At 73.5% G+C, this 13,956-nt stretch carries 13 protein-coding genes; 3 read left to right on the top strand and 10 right to left on the bottom strand.

The window, feature by feature from the left end; all coding sequences use genetic code 11:
• Window positions 1-3: 3 nt before the first annotated feature.
• The 3 genes from ACFWR9_RS04340 to ACFWR9_RS04330 all read right to left on the bottom strand — a co-directional run bounded on the left by ACFWR9_RS04340 (window position 4) and on the right by ACFWR9_RS04330 (window position 2,069).
• On the bottom strand, window positions 4-744 hold the full coding sequence (locus ACFWR9_RS04340) for a DUF4142 domain-containing protein (RefSeq protein ID WP_383835273.1): 741 nt from the start codon (window positions 742-744) through the stop codon (window positions 4-6).
• A 132-nt stretch (window positions 745-876) separates the two neighbouring features.
• Window positions 877-1,572, bottom strand: coding sequence for an HAD family hydrolase (locus ACFWR9_RS04335; protein ID WP_383835270.1), 696 nt, complete (start codon window positions 1,570-1,572; stop codon window positions 877-879).
• A gap of 20 nt (window positions 1,573-1,592) precedes the next feature.
• Entirely contained in the window at window positions 1,593-2,069 is a 477-nt protein-coding gene (locus ACFWR9_RS04330) for an Lrp/AsnC family transcriptional regulator (protein WP_383835266.1), read from the bottom strand.
• 206 nt (window positions 2,070-2,275) lie between these two features.
• Here ACFWR9_RS04330 and ACFWR9_RS04325 point away from each other — a divergent pair, with 206 nt between their 5' ends.
• Together ACFWR9_RS04325 and ACFWR9_RS04320 are read left to right on the top strand one after the other, a co-directional pair.
• Window positions 2,276-3,766, top strand: a complete 1,491-nt coding sequence (locus ACFWR9_RS04325) for an FUSC family protein (protein WP_383835264.1) — start codon at window positions 2,276-2,278, stop codon at window positions 3,764-3,766.
• Between the two features lie 138 nt (window positions 3,767-3,904).
• Window positions 3,905-4,936, top strand: coding sequence for a lactonase family protein (locus ACFWR9_RS04320; protein ID WP_383835261.1), 1,032 nt, complete (start codon window positions 3,905-3,907; stop codon window positions 4,934-4,936).
• A 160-nt stretch (window positions 4,937-5,096) separates the two neighbouring features.
• Here the strand turns inward: ACFWR9_RS04320 and ACFWR9_RS04315 are convergent, their stop codons facing one another.
• From ACFWR9_RS04315 to ACFWR9_RS04295, 5 genes are all read right to left on the bottom strand, one after another.
• Window positions 5,097-6,020 (bottom strand): sirohydrochlorin chelatase, encoded by a 924-nt coding sequence (locus tag ACFWR9_RS04315; RefSeq protein ID WP_383835258.1) that lies wholly within the window; start codon window positions 6,018-6,020, stop codon window positions 5,097-5,099.
• 138 nt (window positions 6,021-6,158) lie between these two features.
• Window positions 6,159-7,139, bottom strand: a complete 981-nt coding sequence (locus tag ACFWR9_RS04310) for an N-acetylglucosamine kinase (protein ID WP_383835255.1) — start codon at window positions 7,137-7,139, stop codon at window positions 6,159-6,161.
• Window positions 7,136-7,813 carry a uracil-DNA glycosylase gene (locus tag ACFWR9_RS04305; RefSeq protein WP_383835252.1) on the bottom strand — a complete coding sequence of 226 codons (678 nt, stop codon included), beginning with the start codon at window positions 7,811-7,813 and terminating at the stop codon, window positions 7,136-7,138. Before ACFWR9_RS04305 ends, ACFWR9_RS04310 begins: the two co-directional genes overlap by 4 nt.
• 70 nt (window positions 7,814-7,883) lie before the next feature.
• A complete protein-coding gene (locus ACFWR9_RS04300; RefSeq protein ID WP_383835249.1) occupies window positions 7,884-9,038 on the bottom strand; it encodes a WD40/YVTN/BNR-like repeat-containing protein in 1,155 nt (384 codons plus the stop codon).
• A 238-nt stretch (window positions 9,039-9,276) separates the two neighbouring features.
• The gene (locus ACFWR9_RS04295) at window positions 9,277-10,992 is read right to left on the bottom strand and encodes a DNA alkylation response protein (protein WP_383835246.1); all 1,716 of its coding nucleotides are present in this window, start codon (window positions 10,990-10,992) and stop codon (window positions 9,277-9,279) included.
• Between the two features lie 102 nt (window positions 10,993-11,094).
• On the opposite strand from ACFWR9_RS04295, the gene ACFWR9_RS04290 reads away from it, so the two are divergent.
• Window positions 11,095-11,847 carry a PaaX family transcriptional regulator C-terminal domain-containing protein gene (locus ACFWR9_RS04290; protein WP_383835518.1) on the top strand — a complete coding sequence of 251 codons (753 nt, stop codon included), beginning with the start codon at window positions 11,095-11,097 and terminating at the stop codon, window positions 11,845-11,847.
• Window positions 11,848-11,851: 4 nt separating this feature from the next.
• Here the strand turns inward: ACFWR9_RS04290 and ACFWR9_RS04285 are convergent, their stop codons facing one another.
• Together ACFWR9_RS04285 and ACFWR9_RS04280 are read right to left on the bottom strand one after the other, a co-directional pair.
• On the bottom strand, window positions 11,852-12,655 hold the full coding sequence (locus ACFWR9_RS04285; RefSeq protein WP_383835243.1) for a pectate lyase: 804 nt from the start codon (window positions 12,653-12,655) through the stop codon (window positions 11,852-11,854).
• Window positions 12,656-12,851: 196 nt separating this feature from the next.
• Entirely contained in the window at window positions 12,852-13,931 is a 1,080-nt protein-coding gene (locus ACFWR9_RS04280; RefSeq protein ID WP_383835240.1) for an NADH:flavin oxidoreductase/NADH oxidase, read from the bottom strand.
• Window positions 13,932-13,956 lie beyond the last annotated feature (25 nt).

The raw sequence follows: 13,956 nt of genomic DNA, 5'->3' as shown, positions 1-13,956 counted from the left end.
GCGTCAGCGGACTGTCGGACTCGGCGTCGGCGCCGAGGTGTTGACGTCAAGACCGGGCGGCTGGGTGAGGGACAGCACCGGCTCGCCCGGCTGCGGCGCGGGCGGTGTGAGCTGCACCTTGGGCAGGCTCGGCGGCGCCGTCTGCTGGAAGTTGACCTGGTCGAAGTTGACCAGCCCGGTCTTCTCCAGCACGGTGATGTGGTCCAGGACGGTGTCGTTGGCCTGATCGGCCAGCTGCCGCACCAGGGAGTTCTTGGTGTTGGCGCGGATCTTGGCGATGGCCGGGAAGATCTGGCCGTGCGTGATGCGCATGATGTTCACCGCGGTGGTGTCGAACTGCTTGCCCGTGGTCCCGTCGACGGTCGACACGAACTGCTGCTGCTGCGGGGACGCCAGGTTGGGCAGGGTGATGCCCAGCTCGGGAGCGATCTTGCGGCAGGTCGCGTCGAGCCGGGAGTGCCCGACGACCAGGTGCTCGCCGGCCTCCTTCATCTCCGGTGTCGTCCCCCGTTCCATAGCCATCAGCCCCAGCGGGTGCTCCCACAGTCCCGCGGCACGCACCTTCACCACGAAGTCCCGGTCCTGCTCGGTGAGCGGCCCGTACCGCGTGTTGGTGATGATCCGGGCCTGGTCACTGCCCGTGTTCTGCATCCCGAGCATGGTCGGGTAGGCGAGGGCGGTGAGGGTGAGGACCAGGGCACCGGCCACGAAGGCCGTCCCTGCCGTGGTGCGCGTGATGCGCATCGTGCCTCCTGGGGCGAAAACAGGCTCGGACACCAGGAGGTACGGATACGGGCGCTGCTCTGATCACCTCTCCGGGCAAAAACTTGCCCGCGTCGGTCCGCGTACGAGCCCGCCGCCGGGCCGCCGGAGCGGTCAGCCGGTCCGGACCACTCCCGCGAGCCAGTCGTACGCCGCCCGCGCGGTGAACGCGTCCTGGCCCCCGCGCACCAGCAGTCCGGCGGTGGCGAACTCGGGCGCGTCCGCCTGCGCCGCGACGTAGGGCACCGCGATGCAGCGCATCCCCGCCGCGTGCGCGGCGGCGGCCCCGGGGGCGGCGTCCTCCAGGACCACGCAGTCGGCCGGGTCCGCGCCGATCCTGCGGGCGGCCTCCAGGAAGACGTCGGGGGCCGGTTTGCCCCGCGTCACCTCGTCGGCCGAGACGACCGTGCGCAAGTGCCCGTCCAGGCCGGTGCGGGCCAGGATCGCCCCGATGGCCTCGGGCGACGACCCGGAGGCGACCGCCAGCGGGACGCCCTCGCCGGCCAGCCACTCGACCAGCCTCCGCATCTCGGGGTACGCGCGGGCCGAGGTGCGGGCCAGCTCCAGGTAGTGGCGGTTCTTGACGGCGAGCAGCTCCTCCACGGGTGCCCTCAGCGCGTACCGTCGCTTCCAGTCGGCGACCGTCTCCTGTGTGCTGATGCCCACGTACGTCTCGTGGTCGGCCCAGGTGAAGTCCGCGACGCCGTACTCGGCGAGGGTCAGCCGGCCTGCTTCGTAGTAGTTCGGCTCGCTGTCCACGAGCGTTCCGTCGAGATCGAAGATGACCGAGATGCCGCCGAGAGTGCTCATGCGCCCCAGGATGCCAAGGATCACTTCCGGGCCGAGCGCCCGATCGACTCCACCAGGGGCAGCAGCCGGTACGTGACGCGCTCGCGGAGCACCACCTCGCTGCAGGTGCGCACCACCCCGGGCAGGCTGATCAGCTTCTGGACCACGTCCTCCAGATGCGCGTTGTCACGGGCCACGACCCGGGTCAGCAGGTCCCCGCCGCCCGTGATGGAGAAGGCCTCCACGATCTCGGGCACGGCCGCCAGCGCCTCGCCCACCTCGTCCAGGTGGCCCTGGGTGACCTCGATGTGCACGAACGCGAGCACCGGGTGGCCGAGTGCGGCGGGGGAGAGGGACGGTGCGGTACCGGTGATCACGCCCTCGCGCTCCAGCCGGTCGAGCCGCGCCTGCAGCGTGCCGCGGGCGACGCCGAGGAGCCGGGCGTACTCGCGCACGCTGGTGCGCGGCTGCTCGAGGAGCAGTCGCAGGATGCGGGTGTCGAGCGCGTCGACGGCCATGACGGGCCGGGTCCTCCTTCGTCAGCCATTGGCTCTCGGGTGGCCGTGGGAATGCCATGGCGACTGTACCAATGGCCCAGTTCGGAAGCGGCCGGTTGAGCCAGTGGTGGCAGGGATGCTCCTATAGGACGGTCGATGGCGCTGCGGACCCCGTGGCGCCTTTTTCATGCCAGTACGTTCGGGCCGGTGCGAGGGGGCGGTAGGCAGTGCTGAAGAGGGTGTTCATGAGCCCGGATCCGGGGCGGGCGCGGCTGCGGTTCGCCGCGCGCGCAGTCCTCGGCATCGGGGCGGCCGTCGTCGTGTGCGGCCTGGCCGGTATCTCGCTGGTGGGCGCCGTCATCGGCGGGCTCGCCGCGCTGCTGGCGCTGTTCACCGTCACCGACGCGACCGTCCGCGGGCAGGTCGTCACCACCGCGCTGCTGCCGTTCGCCGGGCTGCCCGTGCTCACCGCCGCGGCGATGCTGCACGACCTCCCCGTGGCCCGCGACCTCACCTTCCTCGCCGTCGTCGGCGTGGGCGTGTACGCCCGGCGCTGGGGCCCGCGCGGGCACAGCCTCGGCGTGTTCGCGTTCATGACCTTCTTCATCGCCCAGTTCCTGCGGGCGACCACGGACCGGCTGCCCGAGATGTTCGCCGCCGTCCTGCTGTCCGTGGCCACCGCCGCGGCGGTGCGCTTCGGCCTGTGGTGCTACGAGCGCCGCCGGCCCGCGCCCGCTCTCCCGGCACCCCCCGGCGGCACCGGGCTCGCCCGGATCACCACCCGCCAGGCCGTCCAGGCCACCGCGGGGGCCGGCTTCGCGCTGGTCGTCGGCCAGCTGGTCTCGGGCGAACGCTGGTACTGGGCCGTCGGCGCCGCCTGGTGGGTGTTCGTCAACACCACCTCGCGCGGTGAGACCCTGGTCCGAGGCTTCCGCCGGGTCCTCGGCACCGTCGTCGGTATCGGCCTGGGCTTCCTGGTGGCCTTCCCGCTGGCCGGCTCCGTGGTGCCCACCGCCGTGCTCGCCGCCGTCTGCGTCTTCGGCATCTTCTACACCGCGGCCGTCTCCTACACCTGGATGATGCTCTGCGTGACGCTCCTCGCCGAGCTGCTCTACGGCCTCCTGGGCGTCCTCAGCCCCGGCCTGCTCGCCCTGCGGATCGCCGAGACCGGCGTCGGGGCGCTCGGCGCGGTACTCGCCGTGCTCTTCCTCCTGCCCGTCACCACGCACGCCGTCACCGACGCCTGGATCCAGCGCGCCCTGCGCTGTGTGCACGCCTGCACCGCCGAGGCCGCCGCCAGGCTCGCCGGAACCGAGGGCGCCGACCCGGCGCCGCGCGTGGCCGAGCTGGAGCAGCTGCTCGGCCGGGTACGGCTGTCGGTCGCCCCGCTCGTGCACCCGCTGAACCCGATGTACGGCCGTAAGCGGCGCGCCCGGCGCGTGCTCGGCCTGCTCGACGACTGCGCCCGGGAGATCCGCGGCCTGATCGTCGTGGCCGCCGACCCGGAGGCCTCGCACGACGCCCGGCTGGCCGCCGCCTGCTGGCGGGTCGAGTCCGCGGTGGAGGCGCTCACCGGCGGGGGCGACGTGCCCGCCCACGCGGGCGGACCGCGCGCCGTCGAACCGGCGCTGGCGCACCTCCACGACCTGGAGCGCACCCTCGCCGAACTCGCCGCGCCCCTGCGCGCCCCCTCCGGGTCCCCGCTGGTCGGCGCCTGAGCCGTCGGGCGCCACGCCACCCGTTTGGTCTAGACCGCATGTGATCGACTGCTACCGTCGCTCCGGGGCGGACGACCGGTCGGCACCGACCCGCCCGGGACGGCGTGTGACGAGTGACGCAGGACGAGAGGGGCAGCGGTGGCGGACGGTGGCAGGCGGCAGCGGCGGGCGTACATCGGGTCGTTCACGGCGGCCGGCGGCCCCGGCATCCTGACGGCGGACGTCGACCCCGACAGCGGCGCGCTCACCGTGGTGAGCGGCACGGACCGGCTGCCCGACCCGTCGTACCTGGCCCTGGCCCCCGACGGAGGCACCCTCTACGCCGTCAGCGAGACGGCCGAGGGAGCGGTGGCCGCCTACCGCGTGAACGGCGACAAGCCCGAGCCCGCCGGACGGCCGGTGCCCGTGGGCGGCGACGGACCGACCCACCTCAGCCTGTACGACGGTCACGTGCTGACCGCCAACTACGGCTCGGGCACCGTCTCCGCCGTGCCGGTCCGCTCCGACGGCACCCTCGCCCGGTCCGCGTCCGGAGTCCTGCGGCACACCGGTTCCGGCCCGCACACCCAGCGGCAGCAGGCGCCGCACGCCCACCAGGTGCTGCCCGACCCGAGCGGGCGGTGGGCGGTCAGCGTGGACCTGGGCACCGACTCGGTGCGGGTCTGCACCCTGACGGACGGCGCCCCGGCCGTGCACCGGGAGACCGCGCTGCGCCCCGGCTCGGGCCCGCGCCACCTGGCGTTCCACCCGGACGGCACCCACGCCTACGTGCTCAACGAACTGGCGCCCACCGTCACCGTCTGCCGCTGGGACGCGGCCGAGGGCGTCCTCCAGCCGCTCACCGAGGTGCCGGTGCTGCCCGGGGCACCGGCCGGGGACGCCTACCCGTCCGGCGTCGTGGCCTCGCCCGACGGCCGCTTCGTGTGGACCGCGACCCGCGGCGAGGACGTCCTGTCCGTACTCGCCGTGGAGCCGGACGGACTGCGCCTGACCGCGACCGTGCCCTGCGGCGGGCACTGGCCCCGGGAGATCGCCGAGTCGGGAGGCTTCCTGTACGCGGCCAACGAACGCTCCGGGGACGTGACGTGGTTCGCCCTCGACCCGGACGGCGTGCCCCGGCGGGCCGGCTCGCTGGCGGTACCGGCGGCGTCCTGCGTGGTCTTCGGCTGACGTCGGGCGGGGTCCACGGCGAAGGAGCCCGCTCCTCTCCCGGACGAATTAGCCAACAGCGTCCTCTCCCGGAGCGGGCCCCTTCGGCCTCCCTGAGGTGCCGCCCGTGCCGCCCGTGCCGCCCGCGCCGCGCTCGCGCGGGCGTCCGCGCGTCCGCGCGTCAGCGGACCGGCGTGCCCTGCGGCTGCTGCGGCGAGATGCCGAGCGCCGTCGTGTACTTGGCCAGCGCCAGCTTGCCGATCGCCGGGTACGGCCCGAGCGACTCGGCGGTGGAGCAGCCCGCCTCCTTGGCCGCCTCCACCAGCACGGACGCCTCGATCTCGGGGCCGATCAGGTAGGGCGCGAGCGCCAGCTGCTGGGAGCCGGAGGAACGCAGCTGCTCGGCCACGGACGCGATCGAGCCCTCCTCGTCCAACGCGGCCGCGATCACCGGCACGGCGAGGCGCGCGGCGAGCAGCATGCCGGTGATCCCGGCCGCCTGGACCGCCTCGTCTCCGCCCACGGAGGCCAGGATGATGCCGTCCGCGGCGGTCGCCACGGTGAACAGCCGGGCGCGGTCGGCGCGGGCCAGACCGGCCTCGGAGAGCCGCACGTGCAGGGCCTCGGCCAGCAGCGGGTGCGGGCCGAGCACGTCGGTCAGCTCGGCCGCGATCCTGCTGTCCATGACGGCCTGCCGGATGCGGCGCAGCAGCGCGTTGTCCGGGCCGGCGAGCAGCGGCACGACGACGGCGACGGGGCCCTCGGGCTCCTTCACGTCCAGGCCGGCGGAGCGCGCCTGTTCGAAGCGGGCGGTGCGCTCCTCGGCGGCGCTCACGAGCACGGCGGACAGTGAGGGGAACTCGGCGTCGTCCCCTTCGAGGTGTCCGACCCGGGCGTCGAGGCCGGGGAGCTCGGAGCGGGCGATGCTGATGACCTCGTCGGCGAGGCCCCGGGTGGCGCTACTGGGCGTGCCCGGGACCGCGAGGACAAGCGCGGGCGCGCCCTCGGGAGCCACCAGGGGTTCGGGGCGGCGGTGCCGTCCCGGCTGGCGGGGGCGCGGCATTCGTACTGGCAGGCCGGACGCGGGCCCAGTGGGGGAGCTCATGGCGCCGCATGTTACTGGTTTCCGGTGTTTCCCTGTTCGGGGAGGGTGCAGGTGAGCGGTATCCGTCCTGTTTTGTCTGATGAGTGATGTACGGATCGGCTGACATCGGCACGATTCACCTCCCCGGCGGACCGATTCTCAGCCTTCCGTCACGGTCGTCACCCACAGCATCGCGTCATCACCCGGGAGGGTGAGCGAGCCGGTCGCCAGGTCGGTGGCGATGCGGACCGAGCCGTCCAGCGGATCGCCCTCCGCGGCCGTCCGCCGTGCCCGCGGCAGCCGCTTCACCAGCTCCTCCTCCAGCGGTACGACGAGCGGTTCGCCCAGCTTCAGCAGGCCGCCGGTGACCGCGAGGCGGGGCTCGCCGTCGCGGGGGCAGACCGCGGCGGCCGAGTCGGCCATGTCCCGTGCGGCGGCGCGCAGGATCCCGGCGGCCACGGGGTCGCCGGCCGCGCAGGCGGCCACGTCGGGCGCGAAGGAGGCGAGGACGGCGGGGCGGTCGGTCCGCGGATACAGCTGCCCGGGGAGTCCCGTCGCCGGGCCGAAGCGCTCCTGGGCTCGGGCCAGCAGAGACGTGGAGCCGCCCTCCCGTCCGTCGTGGGCGCGCAGCGCGGCCTCCAGACCGGCCCGGCCGATCCACGCGCCGCCGCCGCAGTCGCCCAGGAGATGCCCCCAGCCGTCCGCCCGGCGCCAGCCAGTCAGGTCGGTGCCCGTCGCGATCAGGCCGGTCCCCGCGGCCACCACCGCTCCGGCCCGGGGGCCGAGGGCGCCGACGTACGCGGTCACCGCGTCGGCGACCAGCGCGACCTTCCGCGCTCCCAGCTCCCGGGCGAGCGCGCCCGGCAGTTCGGCGCGCAGGGCGTCGCCCAGGGTGGCCAGTCCGGCGGCCCCGACGACGACGGTGCCGAACCGGTCCACACGGGTCTCGGCGGTCAACGCCTGCACCATGGGCAGCAGTTGCGCCATCAGGTGATCCGGCTCGATGCCCCGCGTCCCGGTGCGCACGGGCTCCCGGGACGCACGGTGCCCGAGCGGGCCGCGCCCGTCGTCACCGGCGGTGCCCACGACCACGCGCAGACCCGAGCCACCGGAGTCCACGGCCAGGAAGCCGCCGCTCACGGCAGCCGCCAGTCGACCGGCCGGCCCCCGAGCCGCACCAGCAGGTCGTTGGCCCGGCTGAACGGGCGGGAGCCGAAGAACCCCCGGTCGGCCGACATCGGGGACGGGTGCGCGGACTCCAGGGCCGGCAGGTCGCCGAGCAGCGGCCGCAGGTTGCGGGCGTCGCGGCCCCACAGGATGGACACCATCGGCTTGCCGCGTGCCGCCAGGGCGCGTATCGCCTGCTCGGTGACCTCCTCCCAGCCCTTGCCGCGGTGGGCGGCGGGCTTGCGCGGGGCGGTGGTGAGCGCCCTGTTGAGCAGCAGCACGCCCTGCCGGGTCCACGGAGCGAGGTCGCCGTTGGAGGGCTGCGGCAGGTTCAGGTCGGTGTTCAGCTCCCGGTAGATGTTGAGGAGGCTGCCGGGCAGCGGACGCACCTCGGGCGCGACCGAGAACGACAGCCCCACGGCGTGCCCCGGGGTCGGATACGGGTCCTGTCCGACGATCAGGACCCGGACGTCGTCGAAGGGCTGCTGGAAGGCCCGCAGAACGTTGGCCCCGGCCGGGAGGTAGGTGCGTCCGGCGGCGATCTCCGCGCGCAGGAAGTCACCCATCGAGGTGATCCGTCCGGCGACGGGTTCCAGCGCCTTCGCCCAGCCCGCTTCGACGATTTCATTCAAGGGTCGTGGTGCCACGGGCGTCACCCTACTGCCGTACGGGTGACGCCGATCAAGCGGTGGCCAAGGCCGGATCCCCCCATCCGGTTCATGCCAGGACCGCGGCCCGCACGCACAGCACGTCCGGCAGGTGGGAGGCCAACTGCCGCCAGCTGTCGCCGTCGTCGGCCGACGCGAACACCTCGCCGTTGCGGTTGCCGAAGTACACGCCCGCGCGGTCGGCGTCGTCCGTGCACAGGGCGTCGCGCAGCACCGTGCCGTAGTGGTCCTCCTGGGGCAGGCCCGCGGACAGCGGCTCCCAGCTCTTCCCCGCGTCCGCGGTGCGGAAGACCCGGCACCGGTGATCCGCGGGCACCCGGTCGGCGTCGGCGTTGATCGGGAAGACGTACGCCGTGTCGCCGCGGTGCGGGTGGGCGGCCACGGCGAACCCGAACGTGGACGGCAGCCCTTCGCCGATGTCCGTCCAGTGGGCGCCCGCGTCGTCGCTTCGGTACACCCCCCAGTGGTTCTGCAGGTACAGCCGGTCCGGGTTGGCCGCGTCCCGCGCGACCTTGTGCACGCACTGGCCGAACTCCGGGTCGGGGTCCGGCAGGAAGACCGCGGAGACACCGGAGTTGGACGGTGCCCAGCTCGCGCCGCCGTCGGTGGTCCGGAACACGCCAGCGGTCGACACGGCGACCGTCACCGACTTCGGGTCCCGCCGGTCGGTGAGGACGGTGTGCAGCCCCTCCCCGCCGCCTCCCGGCACCCACTGGGAGCGCGTGGGGTGCTCCCACAGGGGCCGGACCAGCTCGAAGCTCTCGCCGCGGTCCTCCGAGCGGTACAGCGCGGCCGGTTCCGTGCCCGCGTAGACCACGTCCGGCTCGGCGGCGGCCGGGTGCAGCTGCCACACCCGCTCCAGTGAGGCGTCGGTGTCCTTGGGGAACTTGACGGCCGGAGCGCTCGGTTCGGTCCAGGTGCGGCCCAGGTCGTCGGAGTGGAACACCGACGGGCCCCAGTGCGCGCTGTCGCCGCCGGCCAGCAGGCGCGGGGTGTCGCCGCGGATGTCGAGGGCGACCGAGTAGACGGCCTGGGCGTTGAAGTACGGACTCTCGTCGAACTCCCAGGTGCCACCCCGCCGGCGCCCGATGAACAGGCCCTTGCGGGTGCCCACGGCGAGCAGTACCTCGGTCATGCCGATCACCTCCGCGGCGTCCTCGTCGACGCCTTTGTCTCGGACACGGGCCAGTCTGCACCCAGCCACTGACAGTCACCTCTGGAGTCGGCGTCGTCGCAGGTCGCAGCGGTGATGCGGCATTCTCGCGGAGCCGGAGCCGGAGCCGGAGCCGGAGCCGGAGCCGGAGCCGGAGCCGGAGCCGGAGCCGGAGCCGGAGCCGGAGCCGGAGCCGGAGCCGGAGCCGGAACCGGAACCGGAACCGGAGCAGGAACCGGAACCGAGCAGGGGGAGGGGCGGGCACGGTCCGGAACCCGGCCCCGCCCGCTCAGTCCGCCGCAGGCAGCGCCCGCGCCAGGATGCCGCCGAGGTCGGCCGTGGACGGCAGGGTGCCGAAGGCATGCCCCCAGTCGCCGCCGAGCCGCGTCGCGCAGAAGGCGTCGGCGACGGCGGGCGGTGCGTGCCGGACCAGGAGGGAGGCTTGGAGGGTGAGGGCCATCAGCTCCACCAGCCGGCGGGCGCCGGTCTCGGACGCCTCGGTGAGCCCCGTCTCCAGCCGGGCCACGGCGGCGTCCAGCCGGGAGTCCGCCCCGCGCGCGAGGGCGAGTTCCGCGAAGAGGGCGTGGGCGGTGGCGGGGGAGCGGCCCAGCGCGCGCAGGACGTCGAGGGCGTTGACGTTCCCCGAGCCCTCCCAGATCGACAGCAGCGGCGCCTCGCGGTAGTGGCGGGGCATGCCCGACTCCTCCACGTAGCCGTTGCCGCCGAGGCACTCCAGGGCCTCCGCGGTGAACGCCGGTCCCCGCTTGGTCACCCAGTACTTGCCGACGGCGGTGGCGATCCGCCGGAAGGCCGCCTCGGCGGTGTCCCCGCGCACCGCCCGGTCCGCCGCGCCGGCCAGCCGCAGGGTGAGCGCCGTCGCGGCCTCGGACTCCAGCGCCAGGTCGGCCAGCACGTTGCGCATCAGCGGCTGGTCGACGAGCCGGGCGCCGAAGGCGCTGCGGTGCCGTACGTGGTGGCCGGCCTCGACCAGCGTCTTGCGCATCAGTGTCGCCGAGGACATCACGCAGTCCAGCCGGGTGCAGTTGACCATCTCGATGATCGTCTTGACGCCCTGCCCCTCGGATCCGACCAGCCAGGCGACGGTGCCGTCGAACTCGGGCTCGGACGAGGCGTTGGACCGGTTGCCGAGCTTGTCCTTCAGCCGCTGGATGCGGAACGTGTTGCGGGTGCCGTCCGGCAGCACGCGCGGCACCAGAAAGCAGGACAGGCCCCCCTGCCCGCGGCCGGGCGCCACCTGGGCCAGCACCAGGAACACGTCGCACATCGGCGCCGACGTGAACCATTTGTGCCCGTGCAGGGTGTACACGCCGGGCTCGGCGGTCGGGGTGGCCGTCGTGGTGTTCGTGCGGACGTCCGAGCCGCCCTGCTTCTCGGTCATCCCCATCCCGGCCAGCAGGCCGCGCTTCTCCGTGGGCGTCCGCAGCCCCGGTTCGTACTCCCGGCCGGTCAGCAGCGGCTCGTAGACCTTGGCCAGCTCCGGGGTGCCGCGCAGCGCCGGGACGGCCGCGTACGTCATCGACGTCGGGCACCCGTGTCCCGCCTCCGTGTGGCCCCACACCAGCCCGCCCGCCGTGCGCGCGACATGGGCGCCGGGCCGGTCGTCCGCCCAGGGCGCACCCGCCAGGCCCTCCCCGACCGCCACTCGCAGCAGGTGGTGCCAGCTCGGGTGGTACTCGACCTCGTCGACCCGGTTGCCGTACCGGTCGTGGGTGCGCAGTACGGGTTCGTGGCGGTTGGCCAGGTCGCCCCAGTCCTGCGCCTCCGCGCTGCCGGCCCGCCGGCCGAGCCGCCGCAGCCCGTCCTCGGCCCACCCGGCGCCCTCCCGCCGCAGACCCTCCATCAGCGCCGTGTCGTCGGAGGCGTCGTAGGGGGCCAGGGGAGGGGGCTGATTGGTGACGTCGTGCGTGGCGTACCCCTCCGGGTGGCCCGCGGACTCCTCGTACTCCTCGTACTCCTCGTACGGCTCCTGCGCGAGTGTCGTCATGACCCGAGTGTTGCACCATCGCTGCGGTCGCAGCAATAGTGCAACATCGTGGGCGCACGTACAGTACGTGCTCATGTGGACGGACGACACGCGCCCGCGCGGATGAACGGTTCCGAGGCCCCCGGCGAGCCGCCGCTGCGCCCGCTGTCCGCGCGGTCGGTGGTGCTGAGCCTGCTGCTCGGCACGCATCCCCCCGAACTGCCGGTCCGGGAGCTGGTACGGCTCGTGGAGGGTTTCGACGTCGGCGGGTCCACGGTGCGCGCCGCGCTCAGCCGGATGGCCGCCGCCGGGGACCTGAGGCGCACGGACACCGGCTACCGGCTCAGCGAGCGGCTGCTGGCACGCCAGCGGCGCCAGGACGAGGCCCTGCGCCCGCGCACGCGCGCGTGGGACGGCGACTGGGAGATGCTCGTGATCACCGCGACGGGCCGCGGTCCCGCCGAACGCGCCGAGCTGCGCACCCGGTTGACCGCCCTGCGCCTCGCCGAACTCCGGGAAGGCGTCTGGCTGCGCCCCGCCAACCTGCGCCGCCCGCTGCCCGCCGGTCTGGACGGGGTGGCCGAGCGCCTCGTGTCACGTCCCGAGCGCCCGGCCGCTGAGCTGTCCGCGCGGCTGTGGCCGCTGGACGCCTGGTCCCGCACGGCCCGGGACCTGCTCGCGCGGGTCGAGCGCGCCCGGCGGCCGGCCGAGCGTCTCACCGCCTTCGCGGCCGTCGTACGCCATCTGCTCGCCGACCCGGTGCTGCCCGCGGAACTGCTCCCGTCCGACTGGCCGGGAGCGGCCCTGCGGGACGCCTACACGGAGTATCAGCGGGAGCAGTCCGGACAGGTCCGGGCGAGTGGCACCCGGACCTGACACGTCACTTGTAGGTGATGTCGGAGGACGCGTACTTGCAGTACGTGCCGTCGGCGCCCGAGCCGTTGGAGTCCGGCTCGTCGCCGTCGTCGTTGCCGATGTACTTCTGGCACGGGACGATCTTCTTGCCGCCGTCCCCGACGATGGTGATGTTGCGCAGGGTCGCGCTGTCGCCGTAGTTGGTGTTGATGCCGGCGATCCGGCCGCCCTTCCAGTTCACCTCGATGGCGTTGAGATTGATCGTCCGCTTGTACTGCGACGAGCAGTTGCCGCAGGAGCGGATGAAGGTGCCGAAGTTCTTCACGGCGAAGTCGGAGACGTTCAGGGTGCCGGCGCCGTTGAACTGGAAGACCTTGTCACTGGCTTCCTTGGCGCCGCCGCCGGAGACGGTGTAGACGTTCGACGACGAGGAGCCCCGGAAGGTCGCCGCGTCCTCGCCGACGTCCTCCCACCAGACGTTCTGCAGCGTGCAACCGCCCTCGCAGTGGATGCCGTCCGCGGCGGGGGCGCCGATGATCACGTTCTTGAGGACCGCGCCGGGTGCCAGTTCCAGGATCGGGCCCTGGTCCTCGTCCTGGCCGCCGGAGCCCAGGTCGCCGGTGCCGTACAGGCGCTTCATCCCGTAGTCCTTGGTGCCGGACACCGAGATGGTGGAGGAGACGCCTTCGCTGCCGTTGGGGGTGGGCCAGGTCGCGGCGTGCACCGAGGTCGCCTCGGTAGTCATGAGCATGCCAACCGAGAGTCCGAGCGCGGCCAATGCGCCGACGGCCGTGCGCCGTTGCGCGTGGGGGCGTGTCGCAGCGGTCATGTTCTGATCCCTTCCATAGGGAGTGGGGGTGGAACGGAACATGTACGTGAACGATGTGCGTCATCTTGTTTGGTGTGCGAACACGGTGGGGCACATGCGGGGTATGGGTGCCCCACCGCGTGCGCATCGGTCATGCTGATGAACGGACCGTAGAGGGTAAGCGCTTTCTGGTCAACGCTTCGCGCGAAACGCCGCCTCACATGCCCCAGCCGTACTGGTCCGGCATCCGGACGTCCTCGCCCAGCTCCCGCGCCGCGTGCTGCGCCCAGGACGGGTTGCGCAGCAGCTCGCGACCCAGCAGTACCGCGTCGGCCTCACCGTTGGCCAGGATCTTCTCGGCCTGCTCCACCTCGGTGATCAGGCCGACGGCGGCGACCGGCAACGCGGCCCCGGCCTTCACGCGCGCGGCGAAGGGGACCTGGTAGCCGGGCCCGGTCGGGATCCGCACGTGCGGGACGTTGCCGCCGGTGGAGACGTCGAGGAGGTCGACGCCGTGGGCCTTGAGGTCGCCGGCCAGCCGGACGGTGTCCTCCTGCGTCCAGCCGCCCTCGTCGAGCCAGTCGGTCGCCGAGACGCGGAAGAACAGCGGCTTGTCGTCCGGCCACACCTCCCGTACGGCGTCGACGACCTCCAGGGCGAACCTGGTGCGGTTCTCGTACGAGCCGCCGTAGGCGTCGGTGCGGTGGTTGGAATGCGGCGACAGGAACTCGTGGATCAGGTATCCGTGGGCGCCGTGGAGCTCGACGATCTCGAAGCCGGCGGCGAGGGCCCGGCGCGCGGCGTCCGTGAACTGGCCGACCACCTCCTGGATCTGCGGGACCGTCAGCTCGGTCGGCACCGGATGCCGTGCGTCGAACGGGAGCGCGCTCGGGGCCAGCGGCTGCCAGCCGTACGCGTCCGGCCCCACCGGAGCCCCGCCCTTCCAGGGCTGCGCGGTCGACGCCTTGCGGCCGGCGTGGGCCAGCTGGACGGCGGGGACGGTGCCCTGGGAGCGCATGAAGTCCGTGATCCGGCGGAACGCCTCGACCTGCGTGTCGTTCCACAGTCCCAGATCCTGCGGGGATATGCGGCCCTCGGGCGACACGCCGGTGGCCTCCATGACGATCAGGCCGGTGCCGCCGACCGCGCGTGCGCCGTAGTGCGCGAAGTGCCAGTCTCCGGGGACGCCCGCCGACGGGCCCTGGGGCGCGGCGGAGTACTGGCACATCGGCGGCATCCAGACCCGGTTCGGGATCGTGGTGTCACGCAGTTGCAGAGGCTGGAAGAGGGCACTCATGGCGGGCTGCTCCCTGGGGCGTGGT

It is taken from the genome of Streptomyces sp. NPDC058534 (assembly GCF_042717365.1).
GTDB lineage: Bacteria > Actinomycetota > Actinomycetes > Streptomycetales > Streptomycetaceae > Streptomyces.
The sequence above is the reverse complement of the archived record's forward strand: the minus strand, read 5'-3'. Positions and strand labels throughout refer to the sequence as shown.